At 67.1% G+C, this 22,428-nt stretch carries 38 protein-coding genes; 35 read left to right on the top strand and 3 right to left on the bottom strand.

What is annotated here, in order from left to right; translation table 11 throughout:
- Positions 1–3 precede the first annotated feature (3 nt).
- On the top strand, positions 4–957 hold the full coding sequence (locus AB0J09_RS03120) for a hypothetical protein (RefSeq protein ID WP_360684217.1): 954 nt from the start codon (positions 4–6) through the stop codon (positions 955–957).
- A gap of 15 nt (positions 958–972) precedes the next feature.
- Here AB0J09_RS03120 and AB0J09_RS03115 read toward each other — a convergent pair whose 3' ends face one another.
- Positions 973–1,479 (bottom strand): hypothetical protein, encoded by a 507-nt coding sequence (locus tag AB0J09_RS03115; protein ID WP_360684214.1) that lies wholly within the window; start codon positions 1,477–1,479, stop codon positions 973–975.
- 329 nt (positions 1,480–1,808) lie between these two features.
- Here AB0J09_RS03115 and AB0J09_RS03110 point away from each other — a divergent pair, with 329 nt between their 5' ends.
- The 28 genes from AB0J09_RS03110 (at position 1,809) to AB0J09_RS02975 (ending at position 17,365) form a co-directional block, all read left to right on the top strand.
- Positions 1,809–2,795: a hypothetical protein gene (locus AB0J09_RS03110; RefSeq protein ID WP_360684211.1), complete on the top strand. Its 987-nt coding sequence runs from the start codon at positions 1,809–1,811 to the stop codon at positions 2,793–2,795.
- Positions 2,796–2,904: 109 nt separating this feature from the next.
- A complete protein-coding gene (locus tag AB0J09_RS03105) occupies positions 2,905–3,291 on the top strand; it encodes a hypothetical protein (protein WP_360684208.1) in 387 nt (128 codons plus the stop codon).
- Positions 3,291–4,238, top strand: a complete 948-nt coding sequence (locus tag AB0J09_RS03100) for a lambda-exonuclease family protein (RefSeq protein ID WP_360684205.1) — start codon at positions 3,291–3,293, stop codon at positions 4,236–4,238. The genes AB0J09_RS03105 and AB0J09_RS03100 overlap by 1 nt, the downstream gene beginning before the upstream one ends.
- Complete coding sequence (locus AB0J09_RS03095) at positions 4,235–5,680, top strand: hypothetical protein (RefSeq protein WP_360684202.1); 1,446 nt, start codon at positions 4,235–4,237, stop codon at positions 5,678–5,680. Before AB0J09_RS03100 ends, AB0J09_RS03095 begins: the two co-directional genes overlap by 4 nt.
- Positions 5,680–6,072 (top strand): hypothetical protein, encoded by a 393-nt coding sequence (locus AB0J09_RS03090; RefSeq protein WP_360684199.1) that lies wholly within the window; start codon positions 5,680–5,682, stop codon positions 6,070–6,072. The genes AB0J09_RS03095 and AB0J09_RS03090 overlap by 1 nt, the downstream gene beginning before the upstream one ends.
- A gap of 83 nt (positions 6,073–6,155) precedes the next feature.
- Positions 6,156–6,557, top strand: a complete 402-nt coding sequence (locus AB0J09_RS03085) for a hypothetical protein (protein ID WP_360684196.1) — start codon at positions 6,156–6,158, stop codon at positions 6,555–6,557.
- Positions 6,554–6,811, top strand: a complete 258-nt coding sequence (locus AB0J09_RS03080; RefSeq protein ID WP_360684193.1) for a hypothetical protein — start codon at positions 6,554–6,556, stop codon at positions 6,809–6,811. Before AB0J09_RS03085 ends, AB0J09_RS03080 begins: the two co-directional genes overlap by 4 nt.
- Positions 6,812–6,938: 127 nt before the next feature.
- Entirely contained in the window at positions 6,939–7,310 is a 372-nt protein-coding gene (locus tag AB0J09_RS03075) for a hypothetical protein (RefSeq protein WP_360684190.1), read from the top strand.
- Positions 7,310–7,732 carry a hypothetical protein gene (locus tag AB0J09_RS03070; protein ID WP_360684187.1) on the top strand — a complete coding sequence of 141 codons (423 nt, stop codon included), beginning with the start codon at positions 7,310–7,312 and terminating at the stop codon, positions 7,730–7,732. Before AB0J09_RS03075 ends, AB0J09_RS03070 begins: the two co-directional genes overlap by 1 nt.
- Complete coding sequence (locus AB0J09_RS03065; RefSeq protein ID WP_360684184.1) at positions 7,729–7,977, top strand: hypothetical protein; 249 nt, start codon at positions 7,729–7,731, stop codon at positions 7,975–7,977. Before AB0J09_RS03070 ends, AB0J09_RS03065 begins: the two co-directional genes overlap by 4 nt.
- Positions 7,974–8,525, top strand: a complete 552-nt coding sequence (locus tag AB0J09_RS03060) for a hypothetical protein (protein WP_360684181.1) — start codon at positions 7,974–7,976, stop codon at positions 8,523–8,525. Before AB0J09_RS03065 ends, AB0J09_RS03060 begins: the two co-directional genes overlap by 4 nt.
- A complete protein-coding gene (locus tag AB0J09_RS03055) occupies positions 8,522–8,719 on the top strand; it encodes a hypothetical protein (RefSeq protein WP_360684178.1) in 198 nt (65 codons plus the stop codon). Before AB0J09_RS03060 ends, AB0J09_RS03055 begins: the two co-directional genes overlap by 4 nt.
- Positions 8,716–8,844, top strand: a complete 129-nt coding sequence (locus AB0J09_RS03050; protein WP_360684175.1) for a hypothetical protein — start codon at positions 8,716–8,718, stop codon at positions 8,842–8,844. The genes AB0J09_RS03055 and AB0J09_RS03050 overlap by 4 nt, the downstream gene beginning before the upstream one ends.
- On the top strand, positions 8,819–9,016 hold the full coding sequence (locus tag AB0J09_RS03045) for a hypothetical protein (protein WP_360684173.1): 198 nt from the start codon (positions 8,819–8,821) through the stop codon (positions 9,014–9,016). The genes AB0J09_RS03050 and AB0J09_RS03045 overlap by 26 nt, the downstream gene beginning before the upstream one ends.
- Positions 9,017–9,023: 7 nt before the next feature.
- A complete protein-coding gene (locus AB0J09_RS03040; protein ID WP_360684170.1) occupies positions 9,024–9,362 on the top strand; it encodes a hypothetical protein in 339 nt (112 codons plus the stop codon).
- A complete protein-coding gene (locus AB0J09_RS03035) occupies positions 9,359–9,667 on the top strand; it encodes a hypothetical protein (protein ID WP_360684167.1) in 309 nt (102 codons plus the stop codon). The genes AB0J09_RS03040 and AB0J09_RS03035 overlap by 4 nt, the downstream gene beginning before the upstream one ends.
- Positions 9,651–10,037: a hypothetical protein gene (locus AB0J09_RS03030; protein ID WP_360684164.1), complete on the top strand. Its 387-nt coding sequence runs from the start codon at positions 9,651–9,653 to the stop codon at positions 10,035–10,037. The genes AB0J09_RS03035 and AB0J09_RS03030 overlap by 17 nt, the downstream gene beginning before the upstream one ends.
- A gap of 4 nt (positions 10,038–10,041) precedes the next feature.
- On the top strand, positions 10,042–10,374 hold the full coding sequence (locus AB0J09_RS03025) for a hypothetical protein (protein WP_360684161.1): 333 nt from the start codon (positions 10,042–10,044) through the stop codon (positions 10,372–10,374).
- The gene (locus AB0J09_RS03020) at positions 10,374–10,838 is read left to right on the top strand and encodes a hypothetical protein (RefSeq protein WP_360684158.1); all 465 of its coding nucleotides are present in this window, start codon (positions 10,374–10,376) and stop codon (positions 10,836–10,838) included. The genes AB0J09_RS03025 and AB0J09_RS03020 overlap by 1 nt, the downstream gene beginning before the upstream one ends.
- The gene (locus AB0J09_RS03015; protein WP_360684155.1) at positions 10,835–11,272 is read left to right on the top strand and encodes a hypothetical protein; all 438 of its coding nucleotides are present in this window, start codon (positions 10,835–10,837) and stop codon (positions 11,270–11,272) included. Before AB0J09_RS03020 ends, AB0J09_RS03015 begins: the two co-directional genes overlap by 4 nt.
- A complete protein-coding gene (locus tag AB0J09_RS03010) occupies positions 11,265–11,636 on the top strand; it encodes a hypothetical protein (protein WP_360684152.1) in 372 nt (123 codons plus the stop codon). The genes AB0J09_RS03015 and AB0J09_RS03010 overlap by 8 nt, the downstream gene beginning before the upstream one ends.
- A complete protein-coding gene (locus AB0J09_RS03005; protein ID WP_360684149.1) occupies positions 11,633–11,917 on the top strand; it encodes a hypothetical protein in 285 nt (94 codons plus the stop codon). Before AB0J09_RS03010 ends, AB0J09_RS03005 begins: the two co-directional genes overlap by 4 nt.
- Positions 11,901–12,443, top strand: a complete 543-nt coding sequence (locus tag AB0J09_RS03000; RefSeq protein WP_360684146.1) for a DnaJ domain-containing protein — start codon at positions 11,901–11,903, stop codon at positions 12,441–12,443. The genes AB0J09_RS03005 and AB0J09_RS03000 overlap by 17 nt, the downstream gene beginning before the upstream one ends.
- Positions 12,444–12,539: 96 nt before the next feature.
- On the top strand, positions 12,540–13,043 hold the full coding sequence (locus AB0J09_RS02995; protein ID WP_360684143.1) for a hypothetical protein: 504 nt from the start codon (positions 12,540–12,542) through the stop codon (positions 13,041–13,043).
- 1,163 nt (positions 13,044–14,206) lie between these two features.
- Positions 14,207–14,752: a hypothetical protein gene (locus tag AB0J09_RS02990; protein WP_360684140.1), complete on the top strand. Its 546-nt coding sequence runs from the start codon at positions 14,207–14,209 to the stop codon at positions 14,750–14,752.
- Positions 14,753–14,971: 219 nt separating this feature from the next.
- Positions 14,972–15,667 carry a hypothetical protein gene (locus tag AB0J09_RS02985; protein WP_360684137.1) on the top strand — a complete coding sequence of 232 codons (696 nt, stop codon included), beginning with the start codon at positions 14,972–14,974 and terminating at the stop codon, positions 15,665–15,667.
- A gap of 58 nt (positions 15,668–15,725) precedes the next feature.
- Positions 15,726–16,448 carry a hypothetical protein gene (locus AB0J09_RS02980; RefSeq protein WP_360684134.1) on the top strand — a complete coding sequence of 241 codons (723 nt, stop codon included), beginning with the start codon at positions 15,726–15,728 and terminating at the stop codon, positions 16,446–16,448.
- Positions 16,449–16,657: 209 nt separating this feature from the next.
- Complete coding sequence (locus tag AB0J09_RS02975; RefSeq protein WP_360684131.1) at positions 16,658–17,365, top strand: hypothetical protein; 708 nt, start codon at positions 16,658–16,660, stop codon at positions 17,363–17,365.
- A 22-nt stretch (positions 17,366–17,387) separates the two neighbouring features.
- Here the strand turns inward: AB0J09_RS02975 and AB0J09_RS02970 are convergent, their stop codons facing one another.
- Both AB0J09_RS02970 and AB0J09_RS02965 read right to left on the bottom strand, forming a co-directional pair.
- On the bottom strand, positions 17,388–18,026 hold the full coding sequence (locus AB0J09_RS02970; protein ID WP_360684128.1) for a hypothetical protein: 639 nt from the start codon (positions 18,024–18,026) through the stop codon (positions 17,388–17,390).
- A 132-nt stretch (positions 18,027–18,158) separates the two neighbouring features.
- Complete coding sequence (locus AB0J09_RS02965) at positions 18,159–19,277, bottom strand: helix-turn-helix transcriptional regulator (protein WP_360684125.1); 1,119 nt, start codon at positions 19,275–19,277, stop codon at positions 18,159–18,161.
- A 413-nt stretch (positions 19,278–19,690) separates the two neighbouring features.
- Between AB0J09_RS02965 and AB0J09_RS02960 the strand changes: the two genes are divergently transcribed.
- The 6 genes from AB0J09_RS02960 to AB0J09_RS02935 all read left to right on the top strand — a co-directional run bounded on the left by AB0J09_RS02960 (position 19,691) and on the right by AB0J09_RS02935 (position 22,418).
- A complete protein-coding gene (locus AB0J09_RS02960; protein WP_360684122.1) occupies positions 19,691–19,951 on the top strand; it encodes a hypothetical protein in 261 nt (86 codons plus the stop codon).
- Between the two features lie 26 nt (positions 19,952–19,977).
- Positions 19,978–20,214 (top strand): helix-turn-helix domain-containing protein, encoded by a 237-nt coding sequence (locus AB0J09_RS02955; protein WP_360684119.1) that lies wholly within the window; start codon positions 19,978–19,980, stop codon positions 20,212–20,214.
- Positions 20,211–20,393, top strand: a complete 183-nt coding sequence (locus tag AB0J09_RS02950; protein WP_360684116.1) for a hypothetical protein — start codon at positions 20,211–20,213, stop codon at positions 20,391–20,393. Before AB0J09_RS02955 ends, AB0J09_RS02950 begins: the two co-directional genes overlap by 4 nt.
- A 170-nt stretch (positions 20,394–20,563) precedes the next feature.
- Positions 20,564–20,920, top strand: coding sequence for a hypothetical protein (locus AB0J09_RS02945; protein WP_360684113.1), 357 nt, complete (start codon positions 20,564–20,566; stop codon positions 20,918–20,920).
- 293 nt (positions 20,921–21,213) lie between these two features.
- Complete coding sequence (locus AB0J09_RS02940) at positions 21,214–21,453, top strand: hypothetical protein (protein WP_360684110.1); 240 nt, start codon at positions 21,214–21,216, stop codon at positions 21,451–21,453.
- Positions 21,450–22,418: a tyrosine-type recombinase/integrase gene (locus tag AB0J09_RS02935; RefSeq protein WP_360684107.1), complete on the top strand. Its 969-nt coding sequence runs from the start codon at positions 21,450–21,452 to the stop codon at positions 22,416–22,418. The genes AB0J09_RS02940 and AB0J09_RS02935 overlap by 4 nt, the downstream gene beginning before the upstream one ends.
- The last annotated feature ends 10 nt before the right edge of the window (positions 22,419–22,428 follow it).

Raw genomic sequence — 22,428 nt, 5'->3', positions numbered from 1 at the left:
GCCGTGCCCTTGGGGATCGGCGACGTCGGGGCCTTGCTCTACCAGCACCTGATCGAGGTTGGGCCCACACCAACACGGGAGCTGTTGGAACGTTTCGGAGGATTAGCAGCCGAAACAGCTCTCGAACGGTTACGGGACGTGGGACTCGTCGTCGGCGAACCTGCCGCGGCGCGGCATCCGGACTACGCACTGCGCCCTATGGTGGCCCAGGCCGAATACAGTCTGGCCCGGCTCAAGGCGCGGGCCGACGAGCTACGCGACGTGTACGAGTCGCACACCGCTCACGGCCCGAATGCGCCCCTCGAGCTCATGACATCACGTCAGCGCATTGCGGGCGCGTTCGATGATCTGTCACTCGGCGCGCACCGCGAAGTGATGCAGTTCATCACCTTTCCGTTTGTACCGCTGACTGCAGTTCACGCTCCAGGTGACCCTGCGCGCCGCAACCCGGACGGGACGGTGCGTCGGCCACGTCGCCGGTTCATCTACGAGCGGGCGGTGCTGACCAACGAGCCCGCGATGGTGGGGCTGCGCAACGCGGTGGCGCTTGGCGCGGACGTGCGGGTCGCCAAGAACCTCCCGTTCAAAATGATCATCTCGGATCGGGAGACGGCGATGGTGCCGCGCTGGCCGCGCGGCTGTCCAGACCAGATGTCCACGCTGCTGATCCGAGGCGGCGCGCTGGTCGAATGCATGATCGTCACGTTTGAGCACTATTGGAACGAGGCAGTGCCACTGCACTCGGAGCCGCCCGGTCGCGCGTCCGACGAGCTTGACCATCTCGACATGTCGATTCTTCAGTACATCGTCGCTGGGCAGACGGACGATCAAATGGCCAGGCTGTTGGACTTGTCCAAGTCGACGATTCTGCGGCGGATCAAGCGAATGAGGGAACTTGCGAATGTGGAATCTCGCCCTGCGCTCATCTTCCACGCGGCGCGGAACTGGATGGACTGACAGTGCTGTGCGGGATCACCGGGAGCGGAGCATCTCGATTTGCCGCCCGACGGACTGGAGCAGCAGCTCGATCTGGGCGATCAGAAACTCTTCCATGCTGGCCCGCTCCTCGGGCGTGAACCTTTTCTCTGCCCGGATTTCTGCGAGGCGCTCCCGGAGATGCTTCTCGACATCTTCGGCGGTGACGTCGGGGTGTAGGACGGAAGAGAGCACAGTGTCCTTGGGCGTCTGCCTGGCGATGATCTCACGCAGCAGGCGTGCGGCCTCGGGCCGCCCGACCTCCTCGACCTGGCTGACGGTGGCGCCGACGGCCCAGGCGACCCAGGCGTAGTCAAGATCGCTGGCGCGGGTCTCGCCGGACTCGATGCGACGCAACTTGTTGGGGTAGAAGTTGTAGGCGGCCGTTTGGGCGATGCGATCCGCGACGGACTTGAGGGACACCTCCGGCAGGAGTTCGTCTTGCCGGGTTCGCAGTCGGTGGAGGAGCTCCGCGTCGGCGGGCCTCTGGGGTGGCGTAGGCACGGCTGGCGTCCTTCTCGTGTGGCGTAATTGTCGCAACAGTACCAACATGAACGCCACATCGTCCGTATGTCAACGAAAAGATGATCACTAACTGTGATCAAACTGTCGCGCTCTCGAATGTCACGTTTGTCACGTCAGTACGTCCAAAGTGGACATGAGCGACACGCACGCGATAGGGTCGTCATGTCGCAAAACCTTGTTCGATCAAGATCAACAAGGTGAGCGACAAGCTTACTGACCAGCCAAAACGGTACCGCGCCAACGCGAGACCACCACACGCATGACTCGCCGAAAGCGACAGCGGAACCGCATTCGGAACAGGAGAACGAGTGACCATCACCACCCCCGAACCGACCCTTCCGGTCACAGCCAAACGGCTCCGCAGCCTCGTCGAAGCCATCATCGACAACCGGCTCAGCGACATCGGAGTGGCCGTCCGCGCGCGGCTCATCGACCTGCTCCAAGGCAACCATGAGAACGCCGACCGCCTGATCAACCAGCGCGTCAAGAAGATCGAGAACGACCCGGTGTACCGCATCGAATGCGACCGGCTCCCGAACCCGATCATGCTGGCGGCCGTCAGCCCCACCCACCTGTCCGACCAGCTCGCCACCTACCTGGCGCTCTACTGCGACCTGCCGTGCGAGGTCACCATCGACCTGGAGCAGGGCGACGGCCAGGTCATCCCGGCAGCAGGCGTCACCTGTCCCGTGTTCGTCACCGAGGTGCCGCACCTCTACACCGTGGCGTGGATGAGCATGGACGGACCCCGCGAGATGAAGCGGATGCCCGCCGACCAGTTCAACGCGAGGCTCGGCAAGGCTCTCGCCCGCCGCGCCGCCCTCCCGCCCGGCCACGCAAGCCGCGTGTGGAACGTCACCGTCCGCGACCAGAACGGCCAGGACGTCACCGCCGCGTTCCCGGTCCTCACCCCACGCAGGGACGACGGCGTGCTCCCCTTCGCTGAGGCGTACATGCCGCTCGACGCCGACCCCCTTCGGGTGGTCACCCACATGGAGAAGCTCGTCCAGCGCTACCCCGACGTGTGGGAGGGCGGCATCACGAACGGTCTCGGCATCTTCCGCTGGAGCCACTCCGGCTACCTCGTCGAGGTCCAGAGGGTGGAGACCGGCCAGCCTGCGAGCATCCCGCTCCGGGTCGCCATCCACCGCATCAACTGCGCGGCGCTCGGCCTGCCCATGACCGCGCACGAGAGAGCGGTCCAGCGGCTGGTCCGCCTCGCCGAAGGCGCATCGAACCTGGACCGCGACACCCTCTACCAGCTCGCCATCGGCGAGGCGGAGGCGACCGCGTGACCACCGAGCCGACGCCGCGCCGGCCGCTGTGGCGCGACCCGAACAACCCGGCCGAGAAGGCCATGACCACCTACGACGAGTGGGTCTACCGCTGGGAGCAGGAGAACTGATGCAAGGGGAGATCAAGAAGGGTGACCGGCTTCGGGTCACCATCCTCGACTGCTACGCCGAGTCGGTATCGACCACATCGCGCGGCCGGTTCCTGTACCTCAACTTCCGGCACGAGTACAGCAACGTGAACGTCGGCCCGCTCCCCATGGCGTCCGACCTCCTCAAGGTCGAAGCGCTCACCCCGTACTCCTGGCCACCCCTTGAGGACGACGTGTGGGAGGACGGCCAGGGCCTGAAGTGGTTCGGCGTCTGCCCCATGGGCGAGAACAGGGTGACCCTGTTCAGCGCCCGAGGCAGCTACCCCGCGGATGGGCTCGACGAGCTGCTCCTGACGAACGGGCCATGGCGTCTGGTCTACCGCGACGAGAACAAGCCGCCGTTCTGATGACCACACTCACAACGCCCACCGGCCGGTACCTCGGCCGGTGGGCCTCCGGAAGCCCCGAATGGCACGCAGCGCGCGAGCACCGCATGACCGGATCCCGCATCGCCGGAGTCGTCGGCCTGTCCAAGTACGCGTCCCGCTACAGCACCTGGTGCGAGATGGCGGGCCTCGTCGAGCCCGACCCGCAGAACGACGACCAGGCCCGCGGCCACTTCCTCGAAGGCGGGGTCGCGGACTGGTTCGCCAGCGAGCACCCCGACTTCGAGGTCGTCGAGGCCGGGACGTGGGTGCACGCCCAATGGGACTGGATGCTCGCCAACCCCGACCGGTTGTTGCTCCAGCACGGTCGCGTGGTCGGCGGACTGGAGATCAAGACCGACGCGGACGGCCGCGAATGGGGGGAGCCCGGCACCAACGAGATCCCCGTCTACTACGCGGCTCAGGTGCAGTGGTACATGGCCACCCTCGGCCTGGACTGGTGGAAGGTCGCCGTCCTCGTCGGCCGTGGTTTCAAGTTCCTCGAGTACCACATCATGCGCGACCTGGAAGACGCCGAGTGGATGCGCGAGCAGGCCGAAGCGTTCATGGTGAGCATCGCGTGGGACCAGATGCCGCCCGTGGACGGACACAAGGCCACCATCCGGACGATCCGCAAGCGACACCCCGCCATCGACCCTAACGACGTCTACGACATCCCCGACGAGCTGGCCGCCGAGTGGCTGCCCGCCCTCGCGGAGGAGAAGACGGCGGCCGCCGAGGCGAAAGCGGCCAAGGCCCGCGCTGAGAAGGTCCGCGCCGAACTGCTCGACGCGATGGGCCTGGCCGGCCGCGCCCGGTACGGCCTCGACAACGTCGCCCGCCGCCAGGCAAAGGGCGGCGGCATCCCCTACCTGGTCGTCGAATCCGACCTTCCCGCAACCCCTGACCTGCAAGGAGCCGCAGCATGACCACGTCCGACAACCTGCCCGCCATCCGCAACACCTCCCTGGCCGATCGGATCGAGTACTCCCAGCAGCTCGCGTTCGCGAACCTGCTGCCGCCCCAGTACTTCAAGCAGCCCGCGAACGTGCTGTGGGCCATCGAGTTCGGCGAGTCCATCGGAGTGGACGCGATCACCGCGATCACCGAGGTTCACGTCATCAAGGGCAAGCCGTCGTCGTCTGCGGGCCTGGTGTCCGCACTGGTCCGCAAGGCCGGGCATCGGATGCGGACCTGGGTGGAGCGTGACGATAACGGCCGCCTGCTCAAGGCCGTCTCCACGATCGTTCGCAGCGATGACCCGGACTTCGAGTTCCGGTCCGAATGGACCATCGCGCGCGCCCAGACGGCGGGGCTGCTCAAGCAGAACGAGAACTACGGCAAGTACCCCGAAGCGATGCTCAAGGCCCGCTCCCAGACGGAGGTCGCACGGGACGCCTGTAAGGAGGCGCTGTGCGGGCTCGGCTACACGCCGGAGGAACTCGGCGCCGAGGTCAACGACGACGGCTCGATCGTCATCACCACCGCCACCGTGCAGGCGGGCGCCTCGGTACGCGAGGCCGCTGCGGCTGCCCAGGAGGTGGACGGCGTGGTCAAGGCCAGCCCGGCGAAGCTGAAGGCCCTGGCCGACCTCCTGACCGCCAAGGACGTGCAGGACAAGCTCGGCTATATCCGTGATCTGCTCCCGGACTACGAGTTCAAGTCGGCCGCCGACCTCACCGCCGTGCAGGCCGACCAGGTGGTCAATGCCATCAACCGGGGCGTGAACCTGCCCGCCACGCAGGACTCGGACGAGACGCAGAACACCACCACCGCACCGGCCGGCCCGGCCCCGGACGGCGAGACGCCCTCCGCCGGCGTGGAGCCTCCGGCGGCCGACCAGGACGTGGTGGACGGCGACGTCGTCGAGGATGAGCCCGCCGACGCCAGGGACCTGCGGGACCTCGGCATCCTCATGACGGAACTCGGGATCACCCCGCACACCGGCAAGGGCTCGACGAAGCTGAACGACGAGGCCCGGTTCGCCTGGCTGTCGGCGTTCCTCGACGCCAAGATCGAGGGCTCGACGAAGACGCTCACCCGCGACCAGGCGCAGCGCGCCGTCGCCGAGCTGAAGCGGCGCCAGGTCGAGCAGGCCAAGCTGCGCGGCAGCCTCTACAAGCAGATCAACGAGTCGTTCAACCGGCTCGGCATCCCCGCCGCCGAGGACCGCTTCCAGGACCTGTCCGTCATCTTGGAGCGGCCGGTCATGACCGCCGACGACCTGACGTTCGAGCAGGTGGGGGCGGTGGCTCAGTTGCTGGAGCAGGCTCTCAGCACCGAGCAGCCCCGCGCCACCTGGGAGACGATCGTCAACGCCGCCAAGCAGGCGGCCGAGACGCAGCAGAGCGAGCAGGGCGGCGGCTTCTGATGGCGTCCACGGAGGTCGCCATCCGCCACGTCGTGACCTTCAGGGGAGCGTCGTGGCGGGAGCCCCGCATCGTGCACCCGATGATCCTGCCGCTGCCCAAGAGCTCGTTGGACCCTCGCTGGCGGGCCTGCGCGGATCACCACCGGGCGTGCGACTGCCGAGAGGCTGAGCTGGCCGAGGAGATCCACGAGCTGCGCTGGGACCGGGACCACATGCTCCGCATGCTGCGCGAGGAACTGGCCGGACACGCGACCTGGGCCTACTCCGACGACGACGAGCGCGACCTGATCGCCGAGTGCAAGTGCACCGGCTGCAAGATCGCCCGCCGCATCTACCAATCCATCGGCGGCGAGATCGTCACCCGTACGTCCCGCCGCGGCGACACCCGATAGAGCCCCGTCCGGGCGTCCGCGCACATGCCAGGGCGCCCGGACGGAACCAACCCCCAACCCTCCCCCTTTTGAAAGGACTCGCCATGACCAGCGAGGAGCAGTTCGGCATCAACCCCAGCGACCCTCTGGGCACGCTGTTCACCGACGACACGATCCAAATGCTCGTTAACCAGCGCAACAGCCTGCTCGGCCAGGCTGAGCAGGTGCGGCAGCAGGCCGATCAGCAGATCGGGATCCTGAAGCAGCAGGCCCGTCAGCTTGAGGCGCTGATCCGGCACGCCGACCAGAACCGCGACCCCAACAGCGGCGCCCACACCCCGCACACCATCATGTGCGGGTGCGGCCGCAGCGCCGGGTGGCTGACCGGGTTCGGCTACTTCCACAAGATCGACGGCCAGACCGTCCCCGCGGGTGACCAGCGCAAAAGTGAACCCCTCCCCGCCGCCGACGAGCCGGCCCGCCTCCCCGAGGCCAGCCGCGCGTGACGATCAAGCTCCTGCCGGTCGGGTCGATCGACCCGTCCGGCATCGACTACACGAAGGAGACCGGCCCGTACTGGGTCGTCTTCGTGAACAACACGGCGGTCAACCCCGACTGGCCGCTCCCGCAGCCGTACGCCGCACACGAATGGACCCGGCTGTCCAGCCAGGCACTCGAGAGCGGCGGCCGCGACCGCGTCGAGCTCGTGCAGTGCACGCCCGAAGAACTCGACTGGGCGCCCGCTGGCGGTGTCGCGTGAACCGCCGCCGCAACGACCGCCCGGACCTGTGGGCGCTGGTGGGGCTGCTGCTCCTGGCCGCCTTGCTCGCGCTCGTCATCTTCGCCCCGTCCCCGTCCTTCCTGTAACCGGAAAGCGAGATCACCACATGACCACCCTCACCATCCCCGGCAAGGCCGACCTCCGCGCCGGAGCCGCCGACATGCTCAAGACGGTCGGCTGGATCAAGGGCAAGTACTACTCCGACAACGGCAAGCGAACCGGGGTGTGCCTCGTCGCGGCCATCAGCCTCGCCGCGGGGCTGCCCGCCACCGCCCTCGCCAGCCTCAAGCCGGGCACCAAGGACGCCGACTTCCTCGACCGCTGGGATGTCGCGCAGGACCTCTGCAGCGAGATCGCCACGGCGCTCGGCCGGCCCGCCCACGAAATGCCGCCGACGCGGTGGCTGTCGTACTTCAACGACAAGCCCCACACCAGCCTCGGTGACGTACTCGCCGCGCTCGAAGGCGAGGCCGCCTGATGGAAGAGTTCTGGTACCGGCTGACCCGCCGCCAGCGCTGGATCGTCTTCGCGGCCGTGGCCGCGTACTTCGGGCTGAGCTTCGTCAGCGCGGGCGTGTGGGCGTTCATCACCGTCGTGCTCGTGCTCGTCGTGTGCTGCCCGCTCAGCTACGCCTTCGGCCAGGAGTCGGCGCGGCGCGACCTCGAACGCCGCATGGAGTTGACGGACAACCAGTACCAGAACGCCGTCAGCACGGCCATTAAGGCGATCGAGGACAGCGCCCGGCTCACCGGCGAACTCCACCAGACGAGGCAGGACCTCGCCGACGCCTACCTGCGTCAGGCCACCCTCCGCGCCCGCCTCAACGAAGCCGGGATCACCGTGGACGACGACGCGACCGAGGAGTTCGACCGCGTCCCGGAGGCCCAGCCCCACCCGTGAGAGACCTCCTGCTCTACCTCCTGGCCGCAGTCGGCGCCATCACCCTGGGGACCGCGGCCGGGCTGGTTCTGTTCGGGTGGTGGCTGCAACGGCAGCACCAGCAGGCCGTCCGCGCGCGACGCGACGAACGGGCCCGCTCCTTGAAACCGGACGACGTGACGGGCCAGGCGGGATTGGCTGCCTGGTCCGATTTCGTCGTTGATCACGAACTGCACGACATCGACATCCCGAAGGAATGGAAATGACAACTCCTAAAGTCGCAGGCTGCGACATTTCGCTGACCAGCACCGGCCTGGCCTTCAACACCGGCTGGTGCGGCACGGCCGGACGCGACGGCATCACCGCGCTGCCGATCGGGACGCGCACGCAGACCATCCGCGAGCAGGCCGACAAGATCCTGCTCCACCTGCAGACCGCCGACCTCGTGCTTATCGAGAAGTTCGTGCTCGCCCGGGGCAAGGCTGGCTCGGGCGGCGCGGGGGAGCGGGCGTACCTGTACTACCTGGTGGTGGACGCGCTGATCCACAAGATCGGCGTCCCGGTCGTCGAGGTGCCGCAGGCCACGCTCAAGATGTACGCCACCGGTAAGGGCAACGTGAAGAAGGACGAGGTCAAGGACGCCGTCGCCCGGCGCCTGCCCCTGTTCGTCACGAAGGGCAACGACGACATGTGCGACGCCGCGGTGCTCGCCGCGATGGGCTCCGACCACCTTGGCCACCCTCTCGCGGCCATGCCGCAGGCGCACCGCAGAGCCCTCGACTCGGTTACGTGGCTGCAGGCGGTGGCCGCATGATCCGCCTGATCGCGTTCCTCGCCATCCTCGCCGCCACCTCCGGCGCCTCCTGGGTCATGTACCAGGACAGCAAGCCGGGAGGCGTGCTCGTCTTCATCGCCTGCATGGTCGTGTTCGTGGCCGCGCCGTACTACCGGCTCATGGGCCTCACCAGCGACCCCAAGCGTGACAACGACACCACGAGTGACGGATGAGCCCACGACGCAAGCTGGAGCTCGGCCAGCCCGTGATCGTGGACGGCAAAGTCCTCGGCTACCAACTACCGCTCCCAGGCCCCGACAAGGAGACCAAGCGTGCGAACACCCGCAGACCTACATGACGAAAAGCGACAGCGGAACCGCAACCGCAAGAAGAAGCCCCATCGTAACCGCACGGCGATCTGGTCCCACGACGGCACCACTCTGCTGGCAGTCCTCGAGGGCCACATCACCCCGGACGACATCAACGCTGCGCGGCAGCTCGCGCTCCGCGCCACCCCGGCACCGCAGTAGGAGAACCATGTCCAGCACAGCCGAGACCGTCATCGCCCGCATCCTGAAGAGGAAGACGGCGCCCACCGCCGAAACCATCCTCGTCGAACTCGGCAAGGCCGGGTGCGTCATCACCGACCCCGAGCCCAGCGAACCGCCCGTGTGGCTGCCCAAGGGCAACCTCGGTCGCGACAACGTCATGCAGGTCGCCGACCTCGTACGCAAGGGCCTGACCGTCGAGGAGATCGTCGCCGAGACCCGAAAGTCGAAGCGGATGGTCGAACGCTACGTCGCTGCCGCGATCCACCTCGGATGGGTCAGCCGCCGGCCGCAGCGGAAGCGGGTTACGCGAAAGGCGCAGTCGTGACGTCGGCTGCGGCGCTGCGCCGCGCCATCAGGGAAGCCGCCCAGGCGTTAGCGCACCGCGTGTACGAGCGTGACCAGCTCGCGGAGGACGAGCGGCCCGACCCGTACGCGTTCGCGCTCGATTACCTCAACGCGCAGGTCGGCCACGGCTGGCGGCCAACGAACGCGCAGAAGAACCCGTGGACGTCCACGCCGCTGCGCGACAACACCGAGGCCACCAAGCGCGGTGCCGAGCTGGCACGACAGTCCCTCAACCGCAACTCCGACGCTGATAAGGAGGGTTATCACGATGCAGGTCCCGTTTGACCCGGACGGCAGCCTGATCCGGCACCCACACCGATACCCGAACCCCGACGAGATCGTCTGGGACGACGCCAAGCCGTTCCAGGCGTGGCTGATCCTCCATGACGTCAGCGCCGCGCAGGGCTACGGCAAGTACGTCATCTGGCGCGAAGCGCACGGCATCCGCCGCTTCCCGATGGACAGCGAGCGCGCGTTCGCCGTGGTCAAGAACACGGTGATGGACCATGGCGCGATCCTCGCGGACGAAGCCCCGACGTGGACGTTCACGAAGGCCCACGCCCGCGGCGGCGAGGCGTACGGGATCCAGCTCGTCCGCAAGCAGTTCCTGGACCAAGAGGGCGGCGACACCCGCCCGGAAGAGAACGAGGAGTAACCCCATGACCTCCCCTCAGCCGCTCAAGCGCGCCTCAGTGGAGCTGCTGCGGCAGATCGCCGCCCACGACCAGGGCGACGGCGTACTCTTCATGCCCGCACCTCGAGGATGCCGTCGCATCGACGGAGAAGACTTCTCCACCCGCGACGAGACGTTCCGCCTGCCCTCCCAGCTGCAGCTCATCACCGTCGAGCACCCCCGCCTTGGCGTGTGGCGGGTCAAGCTGACCGAGGCCGGCCGCGACTACCTGACCCAGGCCGACGAACGCCGCGCCAAGCACAGCTCGTTCAAGGGCGCCCGGGCGAGCCAGGTCATCTACGACGAGGCGGTGCGCTGATGGGCGTGACCCGGAAGCGGCCCATGGATGACCCGGGCGACGGGTTCCAGCTCGTTAAGGACGAGAGCGGACAGTACCGGCACCGCAGCACGTGGCTGCGCCGCTGGCGCGAAGGCGACGACCCTGTCTGCGCCGTCACCCGCAAAGCGGAAGGCGTGCCGTGCGGTGAGCCTGTCGCCGTCGTCCTCGTCCAGTTCACGTCGTACCACCTCGCCCGCTCCGGCAGCTCCATCAGCGGGCGGCGCCGCGCTGTGTGCCCCCTGCACCTGCCGGGGGCGGCCGGCGCGGCACGCATATCTGACGAGGCGCACAACGCCGCGCACGCCCGTCTCGTCCAGGCGCACGCCAACGAGTTCGCCCGCTACCTCGACGACGAAGTGGCCTGGCGGCGCGACACCGCAACCGCGCAGGCCATGCGGAAGCTGGCCAAAGTCCTTAACGACCACTCGGAGGGAACCCGATGACCGAGCTGGGGCCCGAGCAGGAGGGCTTCGTACTGCTGCGCGACCATTCCCTATTCAGGATCTACATTCGCCGGTGGCGGCCCGGCGACAGCTTGTCGTGCGCCGAGACGAACAAGCGGGGCACCATCTCGTGCGGTCCTCCGGTCGCGGTGTCGCTGACACAGGACCTCGAACCCAACGGCGTGCCGAGAACGTCTAGGTTCGCGCGGCGGCGGCGGGTCGTGTGCGCTCTGCACGTGCCTACCGCTGGCGCCGCTGGCCAGGAGGCTGCCGCGGCGCGCAAGGCGGCGACCGAGCGCCTCATCTCTGAGCACTGGGATCAGTTCCAGTCGTATGTGGAGCAGGAGACCACGAGGAGGATCGGCGCGCTGTTCGTCGAAGGGGTGCAACTACTCGACCGCCTCTTCGAGGACGGTGGCGACGCCAATGCGTAAGAGTTACAGCAGCAGTGGCGCGGAGCCCGCCATCGTGATTGGCGCGGTCGCCGTGCTCGGCTTGGCCGTGGCCGCCCTCACTGGCGGCTTCGAGTCCGACGACGTCGAGGAGGTCGTCGCCGACTGCGTCATCGCCACCCAGCAGGCGGACGGCACCTACCAAGTGGTGGACGACCGTTTCTGTGACGACTCCTCACACGCCGCCTACTACCACTGGCTGTACGGCTCGTCCACCACCAGCCGGACCGGGTACGTGCGCGGAGGCACAACGACCAAGCCCACGACCGCGCAGATCACCACCCGGACCGGGAGGGTCGTCCAGCGCGGCGGGTTCGGCGGCCGCGGCACCGGGGGTGGAGGGTGACCGCCGCCTGGCCGGGTGGGTCGTGCGGAGCGCAGGACCCACCTGGCGACAACCTGGCGTCGTTCTGCGGCGCCACACCGACCGTGGTCCGGCTCATCGTCGGCTGCGTCAACGAGCACCAGGAGGACGTCCGCTTGTGCGGCCCGCACGCGGCCAGCATTCTCGGCGGTCACCGGTGGCTGTGCGGGCCATGCCATGACCAGCACGACCTGGACACGACAACGGTGGTGCTGGCCAAGGTCCTGCCGTCCGGGGAGAGGCAGCGTGTTCTCGAAAGCTGACGTGGCCAGGTGCGGCGGGCGCGGCCGCCCGGGCTGTGGCCAGCTCGTGCGGTGGACGACCACGGAGGCGGGCAAGCCGCTCGCCGTCAACCTCGCCCCGGACCTTGAAGGCAACACGGCGGTGTGGGGCGACGTCCACGGCGTACTCCGCTCTCGCAGGGTGACCAAGGTCAGGCCGCTGGATCCGTGGGAAAAGCTGATGATGCCGCACGCCGCGACCTGCAAAGGCCCGGCACGACGTCGACGGATAGACCCGCCTCCGCGCAGCACGTCCCCGCCGCCACCGCCCAGGCCGCAGCCGCGCGCCGGCGAGCTGTACGACCGGCTCGGCGTTACCTCGACCGCAGCCCAGGACGACATCAAGAAGGCGTACCGGCGCCTGGCCCGCCAGCTCCACCCCGACCTCAACCCCGACCCCGCCGCGGCGGAACGGTTCAAGAAGGTGACGGAGGCGTACGACGCGCTGTCCGACCCGCGCCGGCGCTCCACGTACGACGTGACTGGGCGCACCCCGCGGCCCCGGTGACGAGCGGCAGCGGAACCGCTTACGGTGGGAGCTCGACCACTTCCCTCGGTGGGCGGGCCCCCGCTTTGCACCTATAGGGAAGGAAGGCGGCGCTTCATGCCGTGGTTCAAGGTCGATGACGGGTTCCACTCTCACCGCAAGGTGATGCCGACGAAAGCAGCAGCTCTCGGGCTGTGGGTGGTAGCCGGGTCCTGGTCGTCGGCCAATCTCACCGAGGGATTCATCCCGGACTCTGTGCTACCCCGACTGATGCCCGGCGCGAAGAAGCTCGCGAACGAACTCGTCGTCGCAGGACTGTGGAAACGCGTGAACGACGGCCCTGACAGAGGGTTTGCTTTTCATGACTGGACTCATTACAACCCTTCCGCTGATGAGGTGCGCAGCGACCGCGAACGCGCGCGTGAACGCATGCGGAACCTGCGTGCGCGGCGCAGAGGACACGACGATCTAGCAGGGGAAATAGACGGTGCAGCTCCGACCACACCACCGGACGATCATGAAGGTGTTCGCGCGAACACCTCGCGAACGTTCGGGCGAAGTTCTGAAGAAGTTCGTAACCCCGTCCCGTCCCGTCCCGTCCCGTCCCGTCCCGACCCCTGAAAACTTCTCTAGTCAGTCATCAATCCCTCCGTACCCCGCGCGCGACCCCGACGACAGACAGACAGACGGACAGGACTTTTCAGCAGCAGACGAGACGGTCAAGCGCGAACTCGCTCCGCTCGCCGCGCAACCCATCACAGACCAGCAAGCCGCCCACATCAGGCGAACCATCCTCGGACGAGCACGAGGCACCGTGAAAAACCCCGCCCGATACGTACAACGCGCACTCCGCGCCAACCCCCACGAACACCTACCCCAGCCCGAACCCCTACCCGGAGCCCACCGCGGCGCCGGCCGCATGTGCCCCCACCACCCCTACATGCGCGAACCCTGCAGAGCCTGCGCAGCCGATCGCCTCGCCAACGACGCCTGACTACATAGCGATAAAGAATGAACGCTTTACGTAACCAACCGCAGCGCGATAGACAAACCACAGCGCGACTCGAAGGAGGGGGCAGCCGCGCAACGGAGAAGGGGCGTGCACACCACACGCCCCTTCTCCCAACCCCCACCACCACACAACCCGTCACTGACCCACCCAGGCCCAACACCACCTGGTCGTCGATGACGGGTTTTCGCATGTCCAAGACACCACGCGCGGAAAGCAGCACAGACCAGAAGCTAGAGACCGTCAAAAGACCTGACACAGTCCACACACGCAAACGAACAGGGGCACACCGGTACAAGGAGACACCGACACGCACACAAGCCCCCACAAGGGACTACAGCAGGTCTCCTACGTCAGGCAGACACACACCGGAGAGGTCCAGGACCTGACGATGCGGGTGGCTTGTCGCGGGTCTGTGGATCATGGTTCGAGCGGACTTGGAAGTTAGTTTCGCTAATTAACTACATGTCTTGGCAGGTCAGATACAGTCTAGGGGTATATCTGGGACTCCTGCTTAGTAACGTGTGTATAACGATGACTTGACACATCTTGCACCATCGTTATCCGGTAAACGAACGTGTGCAGCGTGAGAAGACACGAGGCAGTCAGGGCAGCGGGGGGCGCGCTTACGAGCGTCGCCGCCACCGCCGCAATCCTGGCTATCGCTGCGAGTGTCGCGCCGAGTAGCGCGGCCACGACCGCAACCATTGCGGTCCCCACGTGCGTCACGGTGACGCCTACGGCGCGGATCTCCCTACCGGGTGAGCCGCCCACGGTGATCGAAACCGTGATGCCGTTCCCGCTCTGCATGGACGTGATCGCGTTCACCGGTCCGACCGGTCCGCAGGGTCCGGCAGGTTCGCCCGGTCCTCAGGGTCCGCAGGGTGAGACTGGCCCGACCGGTCCGCAGGGTCCGGAAGGCCCGAAGGGTGACCAGGGTCCGGCAGGTCCGGCAGGTCCCCAGGGTCCGAAGGGCGAGCAGGGCAAGCAGGGCGAGACTGGCCCAAGCGGTCCCGCAGGTTCGCCCGGTCCGGAGGGTTCCAGCGGCCCGCAGGGCAACCCGGGCACGCCCGGCAGGGACGGGAACACCGGCAAGCCCGGTCCTACGGCCACGGTCACGCCTAGCGCGTCGAGCACCCGCCGCAACATGGCCAGGCCCAGCGCGGCCCCCGTCGCGACGGACACCCCCTGGTGGGACACGTGGACCACCGTCTCCGCGTGCCTGCTCATCGGCGCGCTTGTGGCCGCCTACGTGCTGCACCGACGCCGCAAGGCCGACAGCGCCAACGGAGCCGTAGACGCGGACAGCGGCGATGGCTGACAGATGCAGCGGAGTGAAGCGGGCCGCGAACTGCCAGCACCACGGCAAGGCGCACCTGTGCAACCTTCACCCCCGCCACCACCACCAGCGGCACCAGTGCGCATGCGGCGTCAGCTGGTAGCTGTAAGCGCCAGCGGAACCGCTGACTAAAACAACTAACCAACTAACCGCCCCGCACCGACCGGTGCGGGGCACCCCAACCGAAAGGCAAGATCCAAAGTGGCTACTCCGACCAAGCCGAACACCGCCGCAATCAAGGCCGACCTTGCGACCGTGCTCGGATGGTTCACCGTCATGGCGGACGGCACTTCCCGCCCCGCCGTGCTGATCGCTGAGACCGGCCGTATCAACTCCGAGGACAGCGCCAACAGCCCCGCGCGTCTGGCATGGCGTTGCAACGGCGCGCGTGTCCCGCTCGCGGGCATGCTGGCCGCTCTCAAGCGCGGTTGGGACGCGTCGCCGAAGTCCTGGCCGATCCTGCGTGACGTGACCCCCGCCGCTCTGGTGGACGAGGGAATCAAGCTCTACGGGCTCGACGAGGAGCACCCCGCCGCCTCATGGGACGGGGTTGCCGACCAGACCGACCGCGCGATCATTGCGGCCCTGTACCGCGCGACTCAGCCCGACGTCACCGCGCCGTTCGACCTGATCAAGTCGGCTCTCACGCCCGCCCCCGAGTCGGAGAAGGGCAGCAAGCTCTCTGACGAGCAGCGCGAGTTGGTGAACGCGGTCATGAACCTCTCGGACACCAACCCCGCGCGCGCCGCGCTCATGGCCTCGCTCACGGACGAGGGACGCGCCGAAGTCGAGCGCCGCACCAAGGCCAAGGCCGAGAAGGAAGCCCGCCGCAAGGCCGCCAAGGCGGAGGCGGACGCCAAGGCCAAGCCCGCCGACAAGGCCGCCCCGAAGAAGTAACCCCCACCCCGCGCCCCCACGCGGGGCGCGGCACCCCACCACCACGGGAGACACCAGCATGAACCCGATCAAGCGAGGCGCGGCCTACGTCGCCGTAGAGGCCACGCAGGAGGCCCGCCAGGCGTTCGACGCGCACCCCGCAACGTGCCGCGCGTGCATGTGGCACAAGCCGTGCGACACGCGCGCCACCCTTCAGCGCCAGGTCTACATGGCCAGCCAGACCGCGCGCGCGGCGCTACTGGAGTACGCGCCGCAGGGCAGCACCGTCGAGTACCACGGGGCAGCCGTTCACCTTCACGGCGTGTGGCGAGTGTCCGACACGTGCCGTACGTCGCTGCACACGTCGTATCTCCTGCACGCGGAGCGGTCCGGCGCGATCATCGACGACGTGTCTCTAGACGACATCCGGCAGCCCATCGAGCCGGAGCCGTCCGGAGTGCTGGCAGCCGTGCGCCGCGCGGTTGCCGAGATCACGCGCCTACTGGCCGCGTGTGGGTTCCTCCTGCACGTCCGCGTGGACGCGCACGAGGGAACCGTGAGAGTCGAGTACGACGCGCCCATGTTCGCCCGGTACGACCAGCAGGCCCGCTACGCGCGCACGCACGCCACCGGCCGAGCGCAGGAAGACGCGTCCTACGTGGTGAACGCGCTCGCGTCACTGCGCAGCATGAGCACCCTCGCGCGGACCAACGCGCTACGCGAGGTGAACGCGATCACGCGCAACGCGCAGACCACGCGCGAACGCGTCGAGAACCGACCGACCGCGCGACCGCGCGCGTAGCGCGAACGAGATCACGCGCGACTCCGCGCGCCAGCCAGGCGCGCGGAGTTTTCGCGCGCTCGAAAACATTTTCAAAGTTGGAAACTGTCCCTCTTCGGCTTGGTTCACTCGGAAAGGAGTTGATCTTGTACTGTTGTGGGTCGTCTCGGAGGGGGTGGGTTGTGGCTGGTCAGGTGTGTGTGGGTCCGTGCAACAGCGGGGCGCGGAGGTTGTGGGTCGCGTTCCTCAGGGCTCGGGAGGAGCATGCGGATGCGGTCGACAAGTGGGTGGAGGAGGGCTGCGAGGGGGAGCCGCCGCCTGAGCCTGTGGAGCCGGTGGTTCGGTGGTGGGTGGGGGAGCCGTTGGTGTGTGGTCGGTGTCGGGCGACGACGAGGCGGGCGTTGCTGGAGGTGGATGCGCTGGCGGCCGTCGTGTCTGCGCGGGGGGATGGGTTGAGGCCTGCGTCGAGGTGGTCGAGGGTGTCGGGTTCGCGGCCGAGGCCTGCGGTGTCTCCGGATGCGGAGTTGCTGGATGTGTTGGTGGGGGAGTTGCTGGAGTTCGAGGACCTCGCGCGGGAGGAGTTGGGTTGCGCGCCGAGGGTGCGGGGTGCGCGGTCGGGGCTGGCGCGGTCGCGGTCGGTGGGGTGGCTGGTGGAGCAGCTCGCGGGGGTGCTGGCGGTGGAGGGGTTGTCGGTGGTGAGTGCGCTTCGGTCGGCCGAGGGTGAGCCGATGGGCCTGGTGGAGTGGTCGCTTGGGTGGGAGGAGCGGCTGCGGGCGGTGGTGGAAGACGAGCCGAGGGGTGCGTCGCCGGCACGGTGCCGGTGTGGTGAGCGGTCGCTGCGGTGGGATGCGCGGGTGGGGTTCTTCGTGTGCGGGACATGCGGGAATCACGTCAGCGAGGTGGAGGAGCGGGGCCTGGTCGCAGAGGAGGCTGGGTAGTCGTCCCGTCATGATCATGGAGCTATAGCAGGTTGTCGCCGGGCATCGGGCGGACGGCACGGGTTCGCCGTTCGTCTCTCAGCTCTTCCATTCGTGTCGGGACGGAGAGCCTAAGGCTAGCGATCTCCTGCGTAAGGAGGCGGATGTACATCTGTGCCAGTTTCCGCCGCCGCCACCGCCAAAGACGCTCACGGTTGAGGTCCTTCTCCGCGAATTGGCCTACCTCCCAGATTTCCTGCACGACAGGGACACGGTCGTGCGCGAAAACGGTCCAGTGCGAACCAATATGCCCGTTGTCACGCCCTTGGAGATACTTCATTTTCATGGTGAACTGCAAGAGGAACTGCCGGTCAGCGTGTTTAAGAAGTTTGCTGCGTTCAAGCCGAACGCACGCCAGGTCAAGGCAATCCTCGTAGGTCTGGGGCTCGGCTCGCGGGGGCGGAGTGTCTCTATTCTCAGCTTGTTGGCGAGATTGTTGGCGCAGCGCCAGCCAGGCGACGGTCGAGGAGATGACGGCAGCTGCTGCGGAGGCAAGGGTGCTAATGCCCGCTGCATCTAGGCCGGTGCTGATGTGCGCGAGCTGGATTCCGGCGGCTGCGAGGAGCGCCAGGACCGCTAGTGCCAGAAGTGTCGTTGTCCATGACCAGTGGGGTTTGCGCATGAGGTGTCCTCGTTCGCAGGCGATGAACCGCGTCACTTGTCACGATAACTGTCTGTCCTCGTGGGCGTCCGGCGTTTGTTGTGGGGTGGAGGAGCGGGGCCTGGTCGCCGACGAGGCGGGCGCGTGAGCCGATTAGAGCTCGCGCTGGCGGGACGGATCGGGCAGCGACTCACATTCGGCGAGCTCCTGTAGCTCTTGCAGAATGCTCGATGGGCGGGTGGTCAGGATGGGGTGACGGCGCAGGTTTTCCACGTCGAGCTGGCTCAGCTCACGCCGCACGACCTGTCCGGCGTGCTTGACGACGAGGAGCGTCCCGGAGTGGATGACGGCTGATTCGACGTTCTCCAGCGCCTGCATTACTGCGGCGAAAGCCTCCGCCTGCATCTTGTCCACCTCAGCTTGGCGGGTATCTATGCCGTAGAGGCTCGCGGTCCTGGCGGCGAACTTCACCCCGTTGTTGACGTCCTCCTCAGTGGGGTTCTTGACCCTAGCGACAAGGGCTTTCCACCAGGACCCGACGACCGGATTACCCTCGTAGATGATCTCAGCGCCTTGCGTTTTTAGCCACGCCCGCACCGCGCGTTCCACGTCACGGCTGGCGGCGAGTTCGCGGTTGGGGTCGCTGTCGTTCAGGTAGATGGTGACAGGCCCCGTGCCGGGCTCGTCCAGGACAGCGTTGCGTGTGCGTCCCTCGTAATCGATGACGAAGTTGTAGGCGAACGGGTGCTCTCTCCGTGAGAGGCTTGCGACCTCGACGAGGTTGCGTCGTCCAAAGCGGTGTGCACGTCTGACTGTCGAATCAGCCGTCATGATGGAGTCGGCGATATCACGCGCGATAAGCCAGGGCCGGATGCTCTCCCCGTCGCCTCCGATCTCTTCCAAGAGTTCCGTAAGTTCGCGGATGTCCGATATGTCCCGGGCGGGCGATGACTCTGCGCTCTCAAGAATTTCGTTCCGCGCGTGTACCAGCGTCCCCACAAACATTGCCTCGACGGTGTCGCGGATGACAAGAGATCGACTGGAGTACTCGGCGAGGTGGCGCGCCAATTCCCAACCCCGGTAGGCAAGGTTGTTGTACCCCGGGGGCACGTTCAGCTTGGAGAGCAATTCGCGCAGCTCATCGCGGGTGGGAATTGCGAATCCGGTGAGGATTTTGTCAAGCCGTGTCGTGGAAATCCCGGTGGAGCGCGACAACTCGCTCAGAGGCTGCCGACTCTCGATGATGATGTTGTCAAGTCCATCGGCGAGCAAACTGGCGGGGGTAGGGGGCTGTCTACGGCTTGAGCTGTCAGACATGGTGGCTCCTGTCCCGGCGTTGATCCGAAGGGTTCGATTGTTTCGCTGCTGGATGCGATCTTCACAGAGTTTCGCAAAATGGTGGGCGGCGTATGGATGGGCGCATAAGGGGTTCCGATGGCGTTGCGCCAGGCTGGGAGGGTGTGTAACACTTTGCGCCGACAGGTGTGGTGTGCCTGTTGCACGGTCGCAGGCTTGTGACCTGCGGAAACACCGATGAAGCGCTGTAGGCGATTCTGAGACGTCGAATCGCGCGCCTACCCCTTCCTATGCGAGCGCTTCTGCTCGCCTGTCTGCGTTGACTACAGCAAGTCTTTTTCGCGTGGTCACGCGTCCGAAACGCGCCCAGCACGCACACCTTCGCCCTTTTGCCCGAATTCGAGGAGGACGGCGTGCGCCTAGCCACGGCACGGCAAGCAGCAACTCACCTCGACCGCGAGCCGGGCACCATCCGTCAATGGGCGCGCCGCTACCAGGCGCGAGCCCTCGGCCGGGCCGGCCGCGAGGTTGTCTACGATCTCGCCGACCTGGCCACGATCGAGGGCTGCATCTGGCGCGGCGACCCCGTACCTCTTACAGCGGAAGACCGTGACGAGCTCCGCAACCAGCTCGCCCGCGCGGCCGCGTAACCCGCCTCGACCACGAAAGGCCCCTCATGCAGATCAAACCCCGCGTCCGAATCACCGGCGCCGAACGTGCCCAGCTCGCCCAGCACATCGCCGGCCGCTACCAGGCGGGCGAGCCCATCCGTGCGCTCGCCCTGTCGATCGGCCGCTCGTACGGGTTCGTGCACCAGCTCCTCGAGGAGGCGGGCGTCGATCTGCGTCGCCGCGGCGGCGACAACCGCAAGGCGACGACGGAGGCAACAACCTCGACGGGAGCGGAGCAGTGACCCCGGAGCAGGCCGCCGACAAGGCCGCGGCGCTCCTCGACGACGCCTCCAAGCACCTCCACGACACCGTGCACGTCCACTCGTGCGTGGCCGTCGCCGACGCGTGGATGCGGCTGCACATGGTCCTCGCGACCGGCGCGGCCATGCACTGGGGCGACATGTTCCCCGAGCGGCACTAGCCTCGCGCGCCGGTGACGTCCTGGTCCTCATCGAGCCCTGCTCGACTGTCAGATGACGCAGTTTGGGCAAGCCGTGTGGAGCTGGGCATTACCAAATCTCAGCCCTTGTGCTTCACGCTAGAAGTGATCGTCAAGTCGGCGATCACTTCCTGAAAGGTATTAGCCTTCCAATGATCGAAACCAACGGTCTCACCGACGACCTGGTGTTGCTCGCCGTCCGTCGCGACGGTGGAAAGCGGCCCGAGCCGCCCGCTACCTGGGCACTGGCCAGCGACACCGGTCTCGGGCCGCTCCTGGAGGCCAAGGCCCGCGCGCGGTTGCACGAGCGTGGCTACGACTCCGACATGTCGCACTACACGCTGTACGCCGTGGACCAGCGCGACTACCAGCAGGCCGACGCAGACAGGCTGCGCAACGGCAACCGCGACGCGGATATCGTGCACACGGCGTTCGGCGTCAGCGCGAGGACGATCATCGCTGTCCGTCAGGCCGCCGGCCGGTGGCGCGATAGCCTCACGGCCTCCTGATTGGCCCGCGCCGCGGCCCGTCGCGCTGCACTGCGCGGCGGGCCGCGCCGCGCAGTGCCCTCGCGAGCAGGCCGAGGGGGTACACCCCCCAGAATCCGGAAGGTCGTCGTACCGGTTTCCGACTCTGGTCTGTGAGCTAAGCTCAAGATCTTTAGCAAGTGGTCATAATCCAGCTTATGTCCATAGATCATTTTTGTTAGGCTGGGAGAGCTCTCACCCCTCCACCCGAAGAGACGATCATGCCCCGCGCTAGCAACAGCGATCCTCAGGGCCGACCTGCCATGGCAAGTCAGGTGGCCGTCGATGGCACCGCCGGAGAAGACCTATATGAGGTCGCTGTCCTGGCCGAACATCAGGACGGCACCCGAGGCTGGGCCACCGTTTGCTCGCTCCCAATACGCCAAGTCGCCGAACTCATGGCCAAAGCACATGTCACCCGTGTGGACATCGAGGTCGAGGCGGTGCAGATCCGACACAAGGGAGTGGTCGTCGCCGACTACCGCCCAGACCATCATGGTGAGGACGCGCCGTGACGGCCGACCTGGTACCCGAGCACGGCGGCACGCTCGCATTCCCGCCGCCCCTGCTCGGCTTCGCACAGGACACGACGATGGCATGGCTGCTGTCGTACGACTCGCCGAACACGCGCGACGCCTACCGGCGCGAGATCGAGCGATGGTTCGCGTTCTGCACCGAGACCGGCCTCGACCCGCTGAAGGCGCGCAAGAAGCACGGCGACGTCTACAAACGGTGGCTTGAGCTCCAGGCAGGGAAGCCGATCCCCGCGAAGACGATGGCGCGCCGGATCTCGGCGGTGTCGTCGTGGTACGACTACCTGGCGTATGAGGACGTCATCGAGGTCAACCACCTCAAGGGCACTCGCCGGCCGAAGGTGCCGCGTAACCACTCCGAGACGACTGCGCTGACTCGCGACGAGGCGCACGATCTGGTGGCGGCGGCCGACGTCGACTTCGGGCCGGCTCGGCTGCGCACCGCGGCGTTCATCCGGGTGCTGGTGCACACCGGGATCCGGGTGGAGGAGGCGATCGCCTCCGAGTTGGACGCGCTCGGTTGGGCGCGCGGGGTGCGGACGCTGCGGATCGTCGGCAAGGGCGACAAGCCCAAGATCCGCCGCCTGCCCGTGGAGACCGCGTACGCGCTGGACCGGTACCTGGAAGATCGGGCGCGCCGCGCCGGCGTCGAGGTGTCCGAACTGTCGGGGCGGATCTTCGTGACGGACACGGGCGGTCGCTTCTACCGGTCGTCGGCGTCGAAGCTGGTCGAGCGGATCGGTCGCCAGGCCGGGATCGAGGCGAAGGTTACCCCGCATGTGCTGCGGCATACGTGGGCGTCGATCGCGAAGGACCTGGGCGCGTCGCCGACCGACATCAAGGAGGCCCTCGGCCACGAGGACCTGAACACGACGATGCTGTATCTGCATACGGCGAACCAACTGGAAAGGGATCCTTCCCAGTTGGTGGCGTCGGTACTGGAGTAGGGAGGCTGGC

Origin of the sequence: Nonomuraea sp. NPDC049784 (genome assembly GCF_040659615.1) — a bacterium.
Classification (GTDB): domain Bacteria; phylum Actinomycetota; class Actinomycetes; order Streptosporangiales; family Streptosporangiaceae; genus Nonomuraea.
Note: the sequence above shows the minus strand (reverse complement) of the source record. Positions and strands in the feature narration are given on the sequence as shown.

Excerpts from the sequence above, each read along its gene's own strand:
- AB0J09_RS03105 (WP_360684208.1), top strand. The coding sequence starts at position 2,905 with ATGCAAGGGGAGATCAAGAAGGGTGACCGGCTTCGGGTCACCATCCTC.
- AB0J09_RS03100 (WP_360684205.1), top strand. The coding sequence starts at position 3,291 with ATGACCACACTCACAACGCCCACCGGCCGGTACCTCGGCCGGTGGGCC.
- AB0J09_RS03095 (WP_360684202.1), top strand. The coding sequence starts at position 4,235 with ATGACCACGTCCGACAACCTGCCCGCCATCCGCAACACCTCCCTGGCC.
- AB0J09_RS03090 (WP_360684199.1), top strand. The coding sequence starts at position 5,680 with ATGGCGTCCACGGAGGTCGCCATCCGCCACGTCGTGACCTTCAGGGGA.
- AB0J09_RS03085 (WP_360684196.1), top strand. The coding sequence starts at position 6,156 with ATGACCAGCGAGGAGCAGTTCGGCATCAACCCCAGCGACCCTCTGGGC.
- AB0J09_RS03075 (WP_360684190.1), top strand. The coding sequence starts at position 6,939 with ATGACCACCCTCACCATCCCCGGCAAGGCCGACCTCCGCGCCGGAGCC.
- AB0J09_RS03070 (WP_360684187.1), top strand. The coding sequence starts at position 7,310 with ATGGAAGAGTTCTGGTACCGGCTGACCCGCCGCCAGCGCTGGATCGTC.
- AB0J09_RS03060 (WP_360684181.1), top strand. The coding sequence starts at position 7,974 with ATGACAACTCCTAAAGTCGCAGGCTGCGACATTTCGCTGACCAGCACC.
- AB0J09_RS03055 (WP_360684178.1), top strand. The coding sequence starts at position 8,522 with ATGATCCGCCTGATCGCGTTCCTCGCCATCCTCGCCGCCACCTCCGGC.
- AB0J09_RS03050 (WP_360684175.1), top strand. The coding sequence starts at position 8,716 with ATGAGCCCACGACGCAAGCTGGAGCTCGGCCAGCCCGTGATCGTGGAC.
- AB0J09_RS03040 (WP_360684170.1), top strand. The coding sequence starts at position 9,024 with ATGTCCAGCACAGCCGAGACCGTCATCGCCCGCATCCTGAAGAGGAAG.
- AB0J09_RS03030 (WP_360684164.1), top strand. The coding sequence starts at position 9,651 with ATGCAGGTCCCGTTTGACCCGGACGGCAGCCTGATCCGGCACCCACAC.
- AB0J09_RS03025 (WP_360684161.1), top strand. The coding sequence starts at position 10,042 with ATGACCTCCCCTCAGCCGCTCAAGCGCGCCTCAGTGGAGCTGCTGCGG.
- AB0J09_RS03020 (WP_360684158.1), top strand. The coding sequence starts at position 10,374 with ATGGGCGTGACCCGGAAGCGGCCCATGGATGACCCGGGCGACGGGTTC.
- AB0J09_RS03015 (WP_360684155.1), top strand. The coding sequence starts at position 10,835 with ATGACCGAGCTGGGGCCCGAGCAGGAGGGCTTCGTACTGCTGCGCGAC.
- AB0J09_RS03010 (WP_360684152.1), top strand. The coding sequence starts at position 11,265 with ATGCGTAAGAGTTACAGCAGCAGTGGCGCGGAGCCCGCCATCGTGATT.
- AB0J09_RS02995 (WP_360684143.1), top strand. The coding sequence starts at position 12,540 with ATGCCGTGGTTCAAGGTCGATGACGGGTTCCACTCTCACCGCAAGGTG.
- AB0J09_RS02980 (WP_360684134.1), top strand. The coding sequence starts at position 15,726 with ATGAACCCGATCAAGCGAGGCGCGGCCTACGTCGCCGTAGAGGCCACG.
- AB0J09_RS02970 (WP_360684128.1), bottom strand. The coding sequence starts at position 18,026 with ATGCGCAAACCCCACTGGTCATGGACAACGACACTTCTGGCACTAGCG.
- AB0J09_RS02955 (WP_360684119.1), top strand. The coding sequence starts at position 19,978 with ATGCAGATCAAACCCCGCGTCCGAATCACCGGCGCCGAACGTGCCCAG.
- AB0J09_RS02945 (WP_360684113.1), top strand. The coding sequence starts at position 20,564 with ATGATCGAAACCAACGGTCTCACCGACGACCTGGTGTTGCTCGCCGTC.